Origin of the sequence: Bacteroides muris (ex Afrizal et al. 2022) (assembly GCF_004793475.1) — a bacterium.
Lineage (GTDB): Bacteria > Bacteroidota > Bacteroidia > Bacteroidales > Bacteroidaceae > Bacteroides > Bacteroides muris.
Map to the genome: position 1 here is coordinate 45,732 of NZ_SRYZ01000022.1, position 16,155 is coordinate 61,886.

Here is a 16,155-nt window from a genome sequence, read left to right on the forward strand (position 1 = left end):
TTCATTCTTTATTATCAATTATCAATTTACAATTTGCAAAGTGTATAATATAAAGTCAAGACAAGCAGAAGAATTCATCAATCATCAGGAGATATTGGACACGTTGGAGTATGCCCGGGCAAACCGCAACAATCGTCCGCTCATCGAGAGTCTGATTGACAAGGCTGCTTTGTGCCGGGGGCTTTCCCATCGGGAGGCGGCCCTGCTGCTGGAATGTGACGAGCCGGAACTGGTAGAGCGTATTTTTCATTTGGCGCGTGAAATCAAACAGAAATTCTATGGTAACCGCATTGTGATGTTTGCCCCGCTTTACCTTTCCAACTATTGCGTGAATGGTTGCGTCTATTGCCCGTATCATGCCAAGAACCGTACCATTCCCCGCAAGAGACTCTCGCAAGAGGAGATACGCCGCGAGGTTATCGCCTTGCAGGACATGGGACATAAACGTCTGGCGCTGGAAGCCGGAGAAGACCCGCGAAACAACCCTATCGACTATATCTTAAAGTCCATCCGCACCATCTACGGCGTTCATCACAAGAATGGAGCCATCCGCCGGGTGAATGTCAACATAGCCGCTACTACGGTGGAAAACTATCGGTTGCTGAAAGAGGCAGGCATCGGCACCTATATCCTTTTTCAGGAGACTTACAGCAAAGAGCATTACGAAGCCTTGCACCCCACAGGACCGAAAAGTAATTATGCCTACCACACCGAAGCGATGGACCGTGCCATGGAGGGAGGCATCGACGACGTAGGTATCGGTGTATTATTTGGGTTGAATACCTATCGCTACGACTTCGTAGGATTGTTGATGCATGCAGAACATCTGGAAGCTACCTTTGGCGTAGGTCCGCATACCATCAGCGTGCCGCGTATCTGTCCGGCAGATGATATCTCGACCGAAGACTTTCCCGATGCCATCTCAGATGAGATGTTCTGCCGTATTGTGGCGGTTACCCGCATTGCAGTGCCTTATACGGGTATGATTATTTCCACCCGTGAGTCGGAAGCCGTACGTTGCCGGGTGCTCGAACTGGGCGTTTCGCAGATAAGCGGCGGTTCGCGTACCAGTGTGGGAGGCTATGCCGTTCCGGAAAAGGAAGAAGAGGACTCTTCCCAATTCGATGTAAGCGATCGACGCACGTTGGATGAAGTGGTGAATTGGCTGCTCGACCTGGGGCATATTCCCAGTTTTTGTACCGCCTGCTATCGCGAGGGACGCACCGGAGACCGTTTCATGTCGCTCGTCAAGCGCGGGCAGATAGCAAACTGTTGCCAGCCCAATGCCCTGATGACATTGAAAGAATATCTGGAGGACTATGCCTCTCCCGAAACAAAGGAGAAGGGCATACGGCTGATTCGTGAGGAGATGGCGCATATTCCGAATTCCAAGATACGTATGATAGCCGAGCGTAACCTTCGGGAGATAGAAGAAGGTAAAAGGGATTTCAGATTTTAGATTTCAAGCGGAGGAAAAAAGGAGAATATGAATCATACACCCCATTCAAACCGTCTGCACATTGCAATTTTCGGACGACGGAACAGCGGAAAGTCCAGCCTTGTCAATGCTTTGACCGGGCAAGACACAGCATTGGTATCGGCAACTCCCGGCACTACTACCGACCCCGTGACAAAGGCCATGGAAGTATATCCTCTGGGTTCGTGTCTCTTTATTGATACTCCCGGCTTTGATGACGATGAAGGCGAACTGGGCGAGATGCGTGTGGAACGTACCTTGAAGACGGTGGAGAAAGCCGACGTCGCCCTCTTGCTTTATGAAGAAGACGGAACTTTGGAAAAACAATGGATGGATTTGCTGGCAGAGCAAGGAATTCCCGTTATACCAATACTGAATAAAGCCGATTCCCGCCGGGATGTCGCTTCGTTGGTGCTCCGGATTGAAAGGGAGTGTGGACGGACTCCAGTTGTAGTCAGTGCCAAAGAAGGCATCGGCATTCAGGACATATTCGATGCCATCCTTGAGAAACTTCCCGAGGACTTTGGTGAGCAAACCATTACGGGCGGACTAGTGGCTGAGGGAGATGTTGTTTTGTTGGTCATGCCCCAAGATATTCAAGCCCCAAAAGGTCGGTTGATTCTTCCGCAGGTGCAGACCATCCGCGAACTGTTGGATAAAAAGTGCCTGGTGATGAGCTGCACCACCGATAAGCTGCAAGCCTCTCTGCAAGCCCTTGTCCGTCCGCCCAAGCTGATTATCACAGACTCTCAGGTATTTCCCGTCGTTTATCGGCAAAAGCCCGCCGAAAGCAGCCTCACCTCTTTTTCGGTTCTTTTTGCCGGTTACAAAGGGAATATCCATGATTTTGTGGAGGGAGCTGCCGCTATCCACTGCCTCACAGCGCAATCGCGCGTACTGATAGCCGAAGCTTGTACCCATGCTCCGCTGGCCGAGGACATCGGGAAGGTCAAAATTCCCCGCCTGCTGCGGAAGCGTGTCGGTGGGGGATTGCAGATAGACTTCGTCTCCGGGAGTGACTTCCCAAAAGACTTGTCCCGATACGACTTGATTATCCACTGCGGGGCCTGTATGTTCAATCGTAAGTATGTACTCAACCGTATTGCCCATGCCCGCGCACAACATATCCCCATAACTAACTACGGAGTGGTGATTGCGAGTCTGACCGGTATATTGGATAAAATAGTTATCCATCGGTAAATATTCCCCTTTCTCTGTTCAGGCTTATCAATCGGCTTATTTATCTGTAAATCTTAATAACTTATTGACCATAAACGATATGTTGTTCACACTACTGATGATGGAGAGTGGTGTGTACTGCTTTTATTGTTAATCATATTTAATATAAGGTACTTTGTAATACAAGGTACTGATATAATACATATATTTGTGCCATACAAGGAACGTCAATAGAATTAATAAGGACACTCATTACTCTATTGCGCAGCAAAATAGTAAATTGTCAAATTGTAAATGCCATTATGGATGTAAACAATGTAAAGTCGCAAATGCGCAAGGGCATGCTTGAATATTGCATCATGCTGCTGCTTCACAAAGAGCCGGCTTATGCTTCGGATATCATTCAGAAGTTGAAAGAAGCCAGACTGATTGTAGTAGAAGGTACACTTTATCCATTGCTCACCCGTCTGAAGAATGACGACCTTCTGGGATATGAATGGATTGAGTCTACACAAGGTCCTCCCCGTAAATATTACCGGTTGACGGAAAAAGGAGAAGTTTTTCTCGGTGAACTGGAAACATCCTGGAAAGAATTGAACGAGACGGTGAATCACATCAGCAATTCTTGAAATGACCACAGAGAATATGCCGCATTCGCCGAATGATAAATAGTAAATCGTAAATAGTCAAATTGTAAATGAATAGTGTGTTATGAAAAAGACATTAACTGTAAATTTAGGTGGAACCGTTTTCAATATTGATGATGACGCATACCGTCTTTTGGATAATTATCTGAGTAATCTCAAGATGCACTTCCGCAAGGAAGCCGGTGCCGACGAGATTGTAGATGATATTGAACGCCGTATTTCCGAACTCTTTGCCGAGAAATTGTCGGCCGGCTCACAAGTAATTACGATAGCCGATGTAGAAGAGGTGATTGCCCGCATGGGAAAGCCTGAAGATATGGAGGCGGAAGGAGAGAGTGCTAGTGCCGATTCCGGCAGCACGAGTACCGGGGGCGGCTATGGTGCCGGTGCTTGGAACAGTAATACCGCTTATGGCACTACACGCCGTCGTCTTTACCGTAATCCGGATGACAAGATGCTGGGTGGTGTCATCAGTGGAATGGCTGCCTACCTAGGATGGGACGTGACTTTGCTTCGGCTGTTGCTGCTTGTTATCTTGATTTGCGGGGTAGGGACGTTGATACCGGTCTATATCGTATGTTGGCTGATTATACCGGAGGCTCGCACGGCTGCTGAGAAGTTGAGCATGCGGGGCGAGGCCGTTACGGTGGAGAATATCGGAAAGACGGTGACGGATGGTTTTGAGAAAGTCGCCAATGGGGTGAATGATTATATGAGGTCGGACAAGCCCCGTACTTTCCTGCAAAAGTTGGGAGATGGGCTGGTGATGATTGCCGGCTGGTTTTTGAAAATCTGTCTGGTGATATTTGCCATTATCTGCAGTCCGATACTGTTTGTATTTGGAGTGGTATTCGTGGCGCTGTTGTTTGCTGCGATAACGGTCGCTGTCGGTGGTGGTGCGGCTCTCATTTCCCATTTCCCGATGGCTGATTTGGTACTGTCTACTTCTCCGTTGTCTGCCATTGTGATGTACATTGCAGGTATCTTGCTGGTAGGGATTCCTTTGGTCAGCCTTGTGTGGGCCATCTTTAGCCAGATATTCAAATGGCAGCCGATGAATTCCGGTCTGAAGTGGACGCTGGTTATCCTTTGGATTGTAAGTGCGGCTTGTTTCGGAATCTGTTTTGCGGTGCAGGGGGCTACTTTCCCGGAATTGGGTATCTTTAATTTCTGAGAATAGTAATTTCTTTTTTAATTGATATCGTGTTTGTAGGAATCTGATTTCTATAAACACGATATTTTTTTTATTTGGGTGTAATTTGCTGTTATACAGTGGAATATTGCGTTTAGGGAAGGTTTTTTTAAACGTTCGTTTAATGAACGCAAAGATAACGTGTATTTTTGAATCTCGCAAAATGTTTAATAAAAATATTCTATAAATTTCTTTTTAGTGAGTATAATACTTTGTCAGTAAGCCTATTGCATTGTATTTCTCTAACTTCTTCCTTTTACTAATTTTTAAGTAATCTTTTCTCTTTAATTTTCTTAAATATTGACGTTCAAAAAACGAACGTCTATTGAACGCTTTTTGCTTGCAATAGATTCGTTTACAGTATTTTACCTGACAGGTAATGAATGACTGCAAAAAATCTGTTGGCAAGAAGGGCATAAAGCTTGTCGTATTCTACAAAATGTGTCCGCAAATAATTGAATTTCAAGCATATACAAGAGATTCAAAGCCCCAGAAGAACACCCTTTTCTGAACAAAAGCATAAAATGGGAATAGAGAAAGAGGCCGAAATTTGGTATGCCATGCGTGCCACCTACCGCAGAGAACCGGATGCCATGCGTCTGCTCAAGAAAGAAAATTTGGGCTGTTTCATTCCTATGCAATATAAGATATGTATAAAAAAAGGAAAAAAAGTCCGTGTTTTGGTTCCGGTCGTTCATAATCTGCTTTTTGTCCATGCCCGTCCTTCCGATGTGCAGCGTGTCAAGTCTCAAGTCACTTATTTGCAATATATCACCGATACTCGCAGTGGACAGAAGATTATTGTCCCCGACAGTCAGATGCAGCGTTTCATTGCCGTATCCGGCACTTACGATGATCATCTTCTTTATTTTCAACCGGATGAATTGAACTTGTCCAAAGGTACCAAAGTCCGGATTACCGGCGGTGAATTTGAGGGGCAAGAAGGTATATTTCTGAAGGTGAAAGGCGCACGTGACCGTCGCGTGGTTATCGAAATACAAGGTGTCATAGCTGTTGCCATGGCCACTATCCATCCCGATCTTATAGAAGTAATCGGCTGAACTTTAATTTTTAATTCTTAATTCCATAATTGCTTATGTCTCTTTCCGAAGAAGCAATCTCTCTTCAGCGTGCTGCGCACGAACTGATGTATTTGGGTATGGACGGCAGTCCCGTCTATAGCGATGACTTGTCACGGCGGAACGGTGAGGTCTACCGTCTTACCATGGCTTTGTACCGGTCGGGTATTAAAGGTGCTACCATCGAAGAGCAGGCAAATGTCTGTCTTGCCCTTCTTATGGGTTACGGCGCCTCTTTTGTCGACCATGGCGAAAAACAGCGGCATGTCCAGGAAGTGCTGGACTGTTGTTGGGATGTGCTCGACGCCCTTCCCGCTTCCTTACTGAAGCTCCGCCTGCTTACCGCCTGCTACGGTGAAGTGTTCGACGAGTCTTTGGCCGACGAGGGCCGTTCCATTATCTCCTCCTGGGATTCCTCATCACTTACTCCCGAACAGCAGGAAGCGGTTGATGAGTTTCAGGATGTGACAGGCAATCCCTATCCGTGGGAATATATCGATGAATAAAACTTTTCATTATAATGCTTAACAACAAATCCGTATTGATTACCGGAGGAACAGGTTCCTTCGGCAAGAAGTTTGTGGAAACCATTCTTCGTGATTATCCGCAAGTAAAGAAAATCATTATTTACTCCCGTGATGAGCTGAAGCAATTTGAACTGAAGCAGAAATATCCCGGTCATAAGTATCCGCAATTGCGCTTCTTTATCGGTGATGTCCGCGACCTTGAACGTCTGACGCGGGCTTGCGAAGGAGTGGACGTGATTATCCATGCAGCCGCCATCAAGCAGGTGGATACCGCTGAATACAATCCCGAAGAGTGCATCAAAACCAATGTACACGGTGCGCAAAATGTGATAAAGGCTGCTCTTGCCACCGGGGTCCGGCATGTGGTGGCCCTTTCTACCGACAAGGCCTGTGCCCCCATCAATCTTTATGGCGCCACCAAACTCACTTCCGACAAGCTGTTTACTGCCGCCAACAATATCAGCGGTTCCAAGGACATCAAGTTCTCCGTAGTACGTTATGGCAATGTGATGGGTTCCCGTGGTTCCGTAATCCCTTTTTTCATCAGCAAGCGCGACAACGGGGCGAAGGAACTTCCCATAACCGATATGCGCATGACCCGTTTCAACATCTCGCTGGAAGCCGGTGTAGCTCTGGTCATGTATGCCATCGGACATCACCTGGGCGGTGAAATCTTCATCCCTAAGATTCCTTCCTACCATATCAAGGATGTGGCCGCTGCCATTGCGCCCAATCTGCCGCAGGTGGAAGTGGGCATCCGTCCGGGAGAGAAGCTGCACGAAGAGATGATTACTGTAACCGATGCTCTTGATACGATCGACTTGGGCAGATATTATGTCATTCTTCCTTCCGTATCTTTCAGGCACAGTCGCGAAGAGTTCATCAGACATCACAATGCAATGCCCGTTCCCGACGGTTTCCACTACAGTAGTGACAACAATACGGAGTGGGAGACAGTAGAGACTATGCGCGAGAATATAAAGAAATACGTTGACCCTAATTTCGAGGTGAAATGATAAGCAAGCCTATTCCATACGGTCGTCAGCATATCACAGATGAGGATATCCGGGCAGTCATCGATACCCTGAAAAGCGACTACCTGACACAAGGTCCCAGGATCAGGGAATTTGAAACGAAATTTGCCGGATATGTAGGTGCGCAATATGCCGTAGCGGTGAACAATGCCACTTCGGGGCTTCATCTTGCAGCTACCGCACTGAATGTAAAGCCGGGCGACAAGGTGATTGTCACTCCCATGACCTTTGCTGCCAGTGCCAACTGCATCCGCTATTGTGGCGGCGAGGTGGTGTTCTGCGATATTGACAAGGATACCTACCTCATGGATATCCGTAAACTTGAAGCCATGCTTAAGGCTTCTCCCCGCGGTACTTACAAAGGTATTGTTCCGGTTGATTTTGCCGGCTATCCTTTGAACCTGGAAGAGTTCAGAAAGCTTGCCGACGAGTACGGCCTGTGGATTATCGAAGATGCCTGCCATGCTCCCGGCGGCTATTTCACGGACAGTAAAGGCAAGAAACAACATTGTGGTAACGGTTGTTTTGCCGACTGTGCCGTATTCTCTTTCCATCCCGTGAAACATATCGCTACGGGTGAGGGAGGCATGGTGACCACCAACAGCAAGGAGCTCTATGACAAGCTTTGTCTTTACCGTACGCATGGCATTACGAAAGACCCTGCCTTGTTGCACGAGCATCATGGCGGCTGGTATTACGAGATGCAGGAGCTGGGGTATAATTACCGTCTGACTGATTTCCAGGCTGCCCTGGGTGTTTCTCAGCTGGAACGTGCGAAAGCAGGTCTTGAACGCCGCCATGAAATCGTAAGACGCTATAATGAAGCGTTTTCCGGAATAGATGGCATCAAGACTCCGTTCAATGCTGCCGATGCCTATCATGCCTATCATCTTTATGTCATTCAAGTGGCCGACCGCTTGGGCCTTTATAATTATCTGCACGAGAACAATGTCTATGCGCAGGTTCATTATGCTCCGCTTCATCTGATGCCTTACTATCAGCAGTTGGGCAATAAGAAAGGAGACTTGCCTGTAGTCGAGGAGTATTACGAACATTGTCTGAGTCTTCCGATGTATCCCACGCTGACGGACGAGGAACAAGAATTTGTGATTGAAAAGGTTATAGAATACATAAAGCAATGATTACTTCCATTCCTATTGAAGCTATTGAAAAGCAGCTTTTGCAGCAGCTTTCCTCTTTTTTCTTCTTGAATGAAGAAGATAAAATGTTAATAAATACAAAAATGGGGGGGTAATTTCCCGTTGTGAGTATTGTTTTTCCCATACAAAAAACAAGTATTATTCATACAACGGTGAGACATACTTCAATCCCTATCAAAGTGCACAATATACAATTTTTCTCTATTTCTTTGCTAACACCGTTTCTCAAGATACTGATAACCGTTTATTGGCAGATAAGTTGTATTATTTGAATAAGGTAATGAATGGGTGTGATTTGTATCATGAGGTAAATCTTCCTCATTATTTTACGTTGGACCATCCGGTCGGTAGCGTTATGGGACGGGCTGAATATGGTGAAGGATTCAGTTTTGGGCAAAATTGCACGGTGGGCAACAATAAAGGAATTTATCCGGTTTTAGGTGAAAATGTGCGGATGTGTGCAAATTCTTCTATTATCGGTAACTGCCGGATAGGTGACAATGTGACCATCGGGGCAAATTCTGGTGTGAAAGATGAGGATGTGCCGGATAATTCGATAGTTTTCGGGTATTCTCCCCATTTAATTATAAAGGCTAAACGATGAAAAATATAGCAATCATCCCTGCCCGTGGCGGAAGCAAGCGCATCCCGCGGAAAAATATAAAGTCCTTTCTGGGGAAGCCTATTATTGCATACTCCATTGAGGCGGCTTTGCAGAGCGGACTTTTTGATGAGGTAATGGTCTCTACCGATGATGAGGAGATTGCTGCAATCGCTTGCAGATATGGTGCCAAAGTTCCTTTCATGCGGAGTGCCGAGATGTCAAATGACTATGCCGGGACGGCTGATGTCATTCTTGAAGTTCTGCAGATGTATAAAGAGCAAGGCAGAGAGTTCGAAACGGTTTGTTGCATTTACTCAACGGCTCCTTTCGTCACTCCCGAAAGACTCCGGGAAGCATATGGGAAAATGAATTCGGAGATAGATTCCGTTTTCACTTGTGTGGCTTATTCCTATCCCATACAGCGCAGCCTTCACATCGTGGACGGGAGAATCGGTATGGTTTATCCCGAATACATGAATACACGTTCCCAAGATTTGGAGCCGATTTATCACGATGCCGGTCAGTTCTATTTCTCTCGTACCGCTTCCTTTGTGGAGAGCCGGACTTTTTGGGGTGAGAATACAGCCGGGTTGGTACTTTCCGAACTTGAAGTGCAGGACCTCGATACGCTGACCGACTGGACATTGGCAGAAATGAAGTATGGATTGCTTCATAGATAACCTTCGTGTATGGTTTTAAAGAGTTTGCAGGTAGAAAAAGATTCTGGATATTTCTAGTTTCGATATTTATCGTTATCTTTGCATATACATATAATTAACTATCGGTGAAGGTTATGGAACAGAAAGATAAATATATACGTTTTGACTGGGCGGTGAAAAGATTGCTGCGCAACAAGGCCAACTTCGGTGTTCTCGAAGGTTTCCTTACCGTGCTGTTGGGCGAATCCATCCATATCGTGGAGATACTGGAAAGCGAGGGTAACCAGCAGTGTGAAAGCGATAAATTCAACCGTGTGGACATCAAGGCCCGCAACAGTAAGGACGAAATCATTATTGTGGAAGTTCAGAACACCCGCGAGATTTATTATCTGGAACGTATCCTTTTCGGTGTAGCAAAAGCCATCACAGAGCATATCGAACTGGGAAACCTTTACTCGGAAGTGAAGAAAGTGTATTCCGTCAGTATCCTTTATTTTGACATCGGCAAGGGGAATGATTACTTGTATCACGGTCAGAACACATTCGTAGGTGTTCACACGGGGGACTTCCTCGAAGTGAGCACCAAAGAGAAAAATGCTATCGTACGTAAGCTGCCTTCCGAAATATTCCCCGAGTACTTCCTTATCCGGGTGAACGAGTTTAATAAGGTAGCCGTCACTCCGCTTGAAGAGTGGATAGAATATCTGAAAACCGGTGTCATCCGTCCCGACACGAAAGCTCCCGGTCTGGAAGAGGCCCGTCGTAAACTGATTTATTATAACATGAACCGTGCCGAACAATTGGCGTATGACGAGCATATCAATGCCGTGATGATTCAGAATGATGTCCTGACCACGGCAGCGGAGGAAGGAAGGCAGGAAGGCAGGGAGGAAGGCCGGCAGGAAGGCAGGGAGGAAGGTCGATTGGAAGGTCGATTGGAAGGTCTTGCTGCAGGCAGACAAGAAGAGAAGAAAGAGAATGCCAGAAACATGAAAAAACTGAATGTTTCCTTTGACATCATTCATCGGGTTACCGGACTATCCATTGAAGAGATAGACAAACTCTAAATATTTTAATTTATCTCATTTCCTTGAGAAAAATCTATTTCCGTGCCGACGCAAGCGCTACCATCGGCTACGGTCACTTTATCCGTACTCTGGCTTTGGCCGATATGCTGAAGGACGATTTCGATTGTACCTTCTTTACTTGCCATCCTACCTCATATCAGGTAAGTGAGATGGAGAAGGTATGTCCTTTCATCCCCTTGCAAGAGGAAGCGCATTATGATGAGTTCCTTTCCCATCTGCAAGGTGATGAAATCGTGGTGCTCGACAATTATTTCTTCACTACCGATTACCAGCGTGCCATCAAGCAAAAAGGCTGCCGCCTGGTTTGCATTGACGATATGCACGATAAGCACTATGTGGCTGATGTTGTGATTAACCATGGTCAGACCAATTCTGCACTTTTCGACGTGGAACCTTACACCCGGCTTTGTCTGGGATCTGACTGGGCACTGTTGCGCAGGCCGTTTCTAGAGGCTGTAAAAAGGGAAAGTATTTCTTCGGATAGGATAGAGAAAGTGGCTGTATGTTTCGGAGGAAGTGACATTCATGATATAACCGGTTATTTTGTGAATCAGGTACTTCGATTCTGTACTGTGAACAGTATTACGGCAGTAGTAGGAGATGCTTACACCTCTCATTCATCGTGTGTGCAGGACAGTCGCCTTGTTTATCGTTCGCGCCTTACGGCACAAGAAATGGCAGACCTTTTCTGCGACTCCGATCTGGTGATTTGTTCTGCCAGTTCGGTTTGTATGGAAGCATTGGCATGTGGGGCAGGAGTGGCTGCCGGATGGTATGTAAATAATCAGAAAGAATTCTATATGAATTTGAAAGAGTCTGACTCTATTATCCCTTTGGGGAATCTGTTGGATAAACATTCTAGTACAATATTGGATTCGGGTAGTAAATTGCCTATAAAGCCAAAGATTGTAAATGGTATGGCATTTATTTTACAAAATTATCGAAACATATTTAATGAACTATGATATCAATAGATAGGAATACCATTTATAAGACTCCCCGATATAGTTTTAAAAATTTTGTACAGTTGTCCTTTGAAGAAAAACTAAATGTTTTAAATTGGCGGAATGACATAAATGTACGACAATGGATGTATCATTCAGAGGTATTACAGCTGGATGACCATTTGAAATTTGTTGATGGGCTGAGTATGCGGGACGATTGTTATTATTGGCTGGTATATGATGAAAATGAGCCGATAGGGGTAATGAATGTCACCGGTGTGGATAAAGAATCGGATAAGGCGGAGTTGGGCTATTATTTAGTTCCCGGCCTTTGTGGTGAAGGTTTTTTCTTTGTCAGAGAGTGCTTTTTTTTCTTCTTTGAGATTCTTAAGATAAAAACATTCTATGGTGCCGTCAATGAGGATAATTCAGAGGCTATTATGCTTGACAGGTTTTTCGGATGCGAGTTTTTATCTTTTAAGACTTTGCGGCAAAATGAAAAGGAGATCAGGTATTGGGTTTGTGATGATTATTCTCCGATGGATTTCTTGGAAAAATATAAACTTGATGTTATCGATTATATAAAATACGTAAAAGATGAGAATAGAAAAATTCGTTCAAGACTTTGCAAATCAATTTGATGAAACTGAAATGTCAGAGTTTAAGGCAGATACCGTATTTCAGGAATTGGAAGAATGGTCTTCACTGACTGCCATGTCCGTGATAGCTTTTATCAAGACAGAGTATGGTAAAAGTGTGACGGGTAAAGAGATTCGTTCTTGTGGCACCATCGAAGATTTGTTTAATCTGTTGCTCTCCAAATGAATATGGTGGATAATCCTTTTTCCCTTCAAGGAAAAACCATACTTGTGACAGGTGCGTCTTCCGGCATAGGCAGGGCCATTTCTATTGCTTGTTCCCGAATGGGTGCGAAAGTAGTGCTGACCGGCCGTAACAAAGAACGTCTTAATTCAATATTTGACAGTCTTTCGGGAAATGGCTGTCAGATGTTGGTAGCCGACCTTACATCGGACGAGGATGTTCGGGCTCTTGTGGGACAATTGCCTTTGTTGGACGGGGTGGTTTATTGTGCTGGTATAGGCCAGCGACTTCCTTGTAAAATGGTTATGTCCCAAGATGTTGATGAAGTAATGAACATCAATTTCAAATCGAATGTCTTGTTGCAAGCCGCTTTGCTTAAGGCGAAAAAAATACAGAAGTCCTCTTCGATAGTGTTTATAGCTTCCCGTGCGGCATCATCCCCTAGTATCGGAAATGCTATATACAGTGCGTCAAAAGGAGCCCTGATATCGTATGCCAGATGCTTGGCGCTTGAGCTGGCACCGAGGCTCATTCGGGTGAATTGCATTTGTCCGGCAATGGTTGCAACCGATTTGATTTTGAAAGGCGGTCTTACTATGGAAGATTTGGGGGCAGCACAGCTGCAATATCCTTTGAAGCGTTACGGTACCCCCGAAGATGTGGCTTATCTGGCAGTCTACTTACTTTCGGATGCTTCTGCATGGATGACCGGTTCTTGTGTTGATTTAACGGGGGGGGCGAATGAACTGTAATAAATTGAAATTATGGGAGCGTATATAAAAGCAATCTCGTATTATCTGCCTGAAACGGTTTTGACAAACGAAGCACTTGTTCGGGAGTTTCCGGAATGGAGTGTGGATAAAGTGGCACAAAAGGTAGGCGTACATTCACGGCACCTTGCGGGAGAGCATGAAACGGCCGGTGACATGGCAGAAAGAGCTGCACGAAGGTTATTTGACGAATACACTATTGATCCGAAGGAAGTAGATTTTCTTCTTCTTTGTACACAGAGTCCTGATTATTTTTTTCCTTCTACGGCTTGTATTCTTCAGAATCGTTTAGGATTGCGTACCGATGTGGGCGCTTTCGATTATAATTTGGGATGTTCCGGTTGTGTGTATGGATTGGCTGTAGCCAAAGGACTGATAGCGGGAGGCATTGCACGAAACGTATTGTTGCTGACGGCAGAAACCTATAACAAATATCTTCATCCTTCAGACAAAAGTAATCGTTCGATATTTGGAGATGGAGCGGCTGCATGTCTCATTTCTACGGATGGTTTTGCAAAAATAGGTGCATTTGGAATGGGAACTGACGGCAGCGGTGCCGAACACTTGATTCTGAAAACAGGAGCAGCACGTTGGAAGATGGCAACAGGTCTGTCTGTGACAGATGATGAAGGACATGTTTGGCATGATGATTATCTTTATATGAATGGAGGTGCTGTATTTAACTTTACTTTGGAGGTGGTTCCCGCTTTGCTAAGGCTGGTTCTCGAAAGAAATGAAATGCAGAAAGAGGGAATAGACTACTTTGTATTTCACCAAGCTAATAAATTTATGCTTAATACCATTCGTAAAGTATGTGGATTATCTAAAGATAAATTTTATGTAAATTTGGAAACGACAGGTAATACGGTATCTTCCACAGTGATGATCGGACTGAAAGATTGTATGGATATGGGGATAGTCAAATCGGGAATGAGTGTAATGATTGCAGGGTTCGGAGTGGGATTGAGCTGGTCTGGAACGGTATTAAAATTCAAATAAATGAACAAATCAATAATAGTCGCAGAACTTTCGGCCAACCACAACGGGAGCAGACAAGTGGCTGCTGACACCATTAGAGCCGCCAAGCGTGCAGGTGCCGATGCCATAAAGCTGCAAACCTATACAGCTGACACCATAACCCTGAACTGCCATGCCGATGATTTTAAGATAAAGCAAGGCACAATCTGGGATGGGAAATATTTGTATGATCTTTATCAGCAAGCCTATACCCCTTGGGAGTGGCATGAAGAATTGTTTCGGGTGGCACGCGAAGAGGGACTTGTCTGTTTTTCATCACCGTTTGATAAAACTGCGGTAGATTTCCTGGAATCCTTGGGCAACCCCATTTACAAGATTGCCTCTTTTGAAATTACGGATATTCCTTTGATAGAATATGCCGCCAGGAAGATGAAGCCGATGGTGATATCTACCGGCATTGCCACTGAAGAAGACATTCAGTTGGCTGTAGATACTTGCCGTGCGGCGGGCAATGATGATATTACGCTGTTGAAATGCACCTCCTCTTATCCTGCCCCCATTGAGGAAGCCAATCTGTGCATGATAAAGGATTTAGCCGAGCGCTATGGAGTGAAGTCCGGTTTGTCCGATCATACCATTGGCAGTGTGTCTGCCGTAGTGGCTGTGACACAAGGTGCAACCATGATTGAAAAGCATTTTATTATCGACCGTAGTATTGGCGGCCCCGATGCCTCATTCTCAATGAACGAGCAGGAGTTTGCCCAAATGGTGAAAGATATACGCATGGCCGAAGCGGCTATCGGCTCAGTATCGTATGAACTTACTGATAAGATGAAGTCGGGAAGGGAGTTCTCCCGTTCGCTCTATGTAGCCGAGGATATGAAAGCCGGAGAAGTGGTTACAGAGCAGAACGTTCGCTCCGTTCGTCCGGGCTTCGGTTTGCACCCTAAGTATCTGAAAGATATATTGGGAAAGAAAGTAAATCAGGATTTGGAGAAAGGAACGAGATTTGCATGGGAGTTCGTGAATAGTTAGAGGTCATCAAAAAAGAGAATATTGTTACTGCAATTCTTTATGGTTCTGAGGCACGTGGAGAGGCAAAACAGAATAGAAACAGGTACTATTATTAGCCCGATTGTGATGACTCGTAAAGCTTGGGAGGCAGCAAAGAGAAAGACTGTATTTTATTATAATGTAGTGAAAGATGGTGTGTTGCTGTGATGGAAGAGGATATAAAGCGTGATATTGTCAATTATAGGCGTCAAAAGGCATGTGACGATAAAGAATTATTCTCCGCTTACACATCTTTATACGCTGGATATCCCCAATAAAGAAGTGCGCATGGGGTTGATGAAATTGGGTGTAGAATGAAGAAGGGAGCCTTTTACAGCCCCCTATACTCCCTTTCCGCATCGAAACACGGACAAGCTTTCGCCGGATTCAAATCATGGTGCCCCACAATCAGCGCCCGTGGAAAGATACGCTTCAACTCACGTAACAGTGCCAGTAACGAAGCCTTCTGTTCCCGTGTGCGGGTATCGGCAGGACAACTTGCAGCATCCAGTCCTCCTTCATAGCAGATGCCGATAGAGTGGCGGTTGTGATTGAGGCAATGCGCACCGGTTTTTTCCAACGGGCGGCCTCGGTGAATCTCGCCGTCGCGCGTCAGATAGAAATGATAGCCGATGTCGCGGAAACCACGGTGGAGGATGTGGTCGCGGCGGCAATCCTCAAAGCTCAGGGTCACGCCTTGAGGCGTGGCCGAGCAATGAACAATGAGCAGGGTAATCGTACGCATGGCTATTTGCAAGCGCCCAGACCTAAAGCTCCCGCCAAGGCGGTGGCTACGGTGATGATTACTTTGAGGACAATGCCCCACACGGATTTTGACTTTGTGTCTTCACTCATGACGATTGGTAATTGATAATTAGTAATTAGTAATTTAAGTTTCGCAAGTCAGCATGAAAGTTTATAAGAGGGTATAAAAGAAGGCAT

19 protein-coding genes are annotated in these 16,155 nt (G+C 45.5%); 17 read left to right on the forward strand and 2 right to left on the reverse strand.

Features of this window, described 5'->3' with window-relative positions; genetic code table 11:
* The first annotated feature begins 40 nt into the window (after positions 1–40).
* The 17 genes from hydG (at position 41) to pseI (ending at position 15,195) form a co-directional block, all read left to right on the forward strand.
* A complete protein-coding gene (hydG, locus tag E5355_RS10870; protein ID WP_136010391.1) occupies positions 41–1,459 on the forward strand; it encodes a [FeFe] hydrogenase H-cluster radical SAM maturase HydG in 1,419 nt (472 codons plus the stop codon).
* A 27-nt stretch (positions 1,460–1,486) separates the two neighbouring features.
* Entirely contained in the window at positions 1,487–2,677 is a 1,191-nt protein-coding gene (gene hydF, locus E5355_RS10875) for a [FeFe] hydrogenase H-cluster maturation GTPase HydF (protein WP_136010392.1), read from the forward strand.
* A 281-nt stretch (positions 2,678–2,958) separates the two neighbouring features.
* Positions 2,959–3,285: a PadR family transcriptional regulator gene (locus E5355_RS10880; RefSeq protein ID WP_005825341.1), complete on the forward strand. Its 327-nt coding sequence runs from the start codon at positions 2,959–2,961 to the stop codon at positions 3,283–3,285.
* Positions 3,286–3,367: 82 nt separating this feature from the next.
* The gene (locus tag E5355_RS10885) at positions 3,368–4,477 is read left to right on the forward strand and encodes a PspC domain-containing protein (RefSeq protein ID WP_136010393.1); all 1,110 of its coding nucleotides are present in this window, start codon (positions 3,368–3,370) and stop codon (positions 4,475–4,477) included.
* Between the two features lie 542 nt (positions 4,478–5,019).
* A complete protein-coding gene (locus tag E5355_RS10890; protein WP_136010394.1) occupies positions 5,020–5,556 on the forward strand; it encodes a UpxY family transcription antiterminator in 537 nt (178 codons plus the stop codon).
* A gap of 35 nt (positions 5,557–5,591) precedes the next feature.
* Positions 5,592–6,080 (forward strand): UpxZ family transcription anti-terminator antagonist, encoded by a 489-nt coding sequence (locus tag E5355_RS10895; protein ID WP_136010395.1) that lies wholly within the window; start codon positions 5,592–5,594, stop codon positions 6,078–6,080.
* Positions 6,081–6,094: 14 nt separating this feature from the next.
* On the forward strand, positions 6,095–7,117 hold the full coding sequence (gene pseB, locus E5355_RS10900; protein ID WP_136010396.1) for a UDP-N-acetylglucosamine 4,6-dehydratase (inverting): 1,023 nt from the start codon (positions 6,095–6,097) through the stop codon (positions 7,115–7,117).
* Positions 7,114–8,277 (forward strand): UDP-4-amino-4,6-dideoxy-N-acetyl-beta-L-altrosamine transaminase, encoded by a 1,164-nt coding sequence (gene pseC, locus E5355_RS10905; protein ID WP_136010397.1) that lies wholly within the window; start codon positions 7,114–7,116, stop codon positions 8,275–8,277. The genes pseB and pseC overlap by 4 nt, the downstream gene beginning before the upstream one ends.
* Positions 8,278–8,563: 286 nt before the next feature.
* Positions 8,564–8,899, forward strand: a complete 336-nt coding sequence (locus tag E5355_RS19875) for a DapH/DapD/GlmU-related protein (protein ID WP_246866930.1) — start codon at positions 8,564–8,566, stop codon at positions 8,897–8,899.
* Complete coding sequence (pseF, locus tag E5355_RS10915) at positions 8,896–9,579, forward strand: pseudaminic acid cytidylyltransferase (protein ID WP_136010398.1); 684 nt, start codon at positions 8,896–8,898, stop codon at positions 9,577–9,579. The genes E5355_RS19875 and pseF overlap by 4 nt, the downstream gene beginning before the upstream one ends.
* 113 nt (positions 9,580–9,692) lie before the next feature.
* Complete coding sequence (locus E5355_RS10920) at positions 9,693–10,625, forward strand: Rpn family recombination-promoting nuclease/putative transposase (protein WP_136010399.1); 933 nt, start codon at positions 9,693–9,695, stop codon at positions 10,623–10,625.
* A 23-nt stretch (positions 10,626–10,648) separates the two neighbouring features.
* Complete coding sequence (gene pseG / locus E5355_RS10925; RefSeq protein ID WP_136010400.1) at positions 10,649–11,611, forward strand: UDP-2,4-diacetamido-2,4,6-trideoxy-beta-L-altropyranose hydrolase; 963 nt, start codon at positions 10,649–10,651, stop codon at positions 11,609–11,611.
* Positions 11,608–12,231: a GNAT family N-acetyltransferase gene (locus tag E5355_RS10930; RefSeq protein ID WP_136010401.1), complete on the forward strand. Its 624-nt coding sequence runs from the start codon at positions 11,608–11,610 to the stop codon at positions 12,229–12,231. Before pseG ends, E5355_RS10930 begins: the two co-directional genes overlap by 4 nt.
* Positions 12,188–12,415: an acyl carrier protein gene (locus tag E5355_RS10935; protein ID WP_136010402.1), complete on the forward strand. Its 228-nt coding sequence runs from the start codon at positions 12,188–12,190 to the stop codon at positions 12,413–12,415. Before E5355_RS10930 ends, E5355_RS10935 begins: the two co-directional genes overlap by 44 nt.
* Before the next feature lie 2 nt (positions 12,416–12,417).
* Positions 12,418–13,164, forward strand: a complete 747-nt coding sequence (locus E5355_RS10940) for an SDR family NAD(P)-dependent oxidoreductase (protein ID WP_210434527.1) — start codon at positions 12,418–12,420, stop codon at positions 13,162–13,164.
* Between the two features lie 12 nt (positions 13,165–13,176).
* Complete coding sequence (locus tag E5355_RS10945; protein ID WP_136010403.1) at positions 13,177–14,181, forward strand: 3-oxoacyl-ACP synthase III family protein; 1,005 nt, start codon at positions 13,177–13,179, stop codon at positions 14,179–14,181.
* Complete coding sequence (gene pseI / locus E5355_RS10950) at positions 14,182–15,195, forward strand: pseudaminic acid synthase (RefSeq protein WP_136010404.1); 1,014 nt, start codon at positions 14,182–14,184, stop codon at positions 15,193–15,195.
* 349 nt (positions 15,196–15,544) lie between these two features.
* Here the strand turns inward: pseI and E5355_RS10960 are convergent, their stop codons facing one another.
* The gene (locus E5355_RS10960) at positions 15,545–15,958 is read right to left on the reverse strand and encodes an N-acetylmuramoyl-L-alanine amidase (RefSeq protein ID WP_136010405.1); all 414 of its coding nucleotides are present in this window, start codon (positions 15,956–15,958) and stop codon (positions 15,545–15,547) included.
* A 2-nt stretch (positions 15,959–15,960) separates the two neighbouring features.
* Positions 15,961–16,068, reverse strand: coding sequence for a smalltalk protein (locus E5355_RS20355; protein WP_168354323.1), 108 nt, complete (start codon positions 16,066–16,068; stop codon positions 15,961–15,963).
* Positions 16,069–16,155 lie beyond the last annotated feature (87 nt).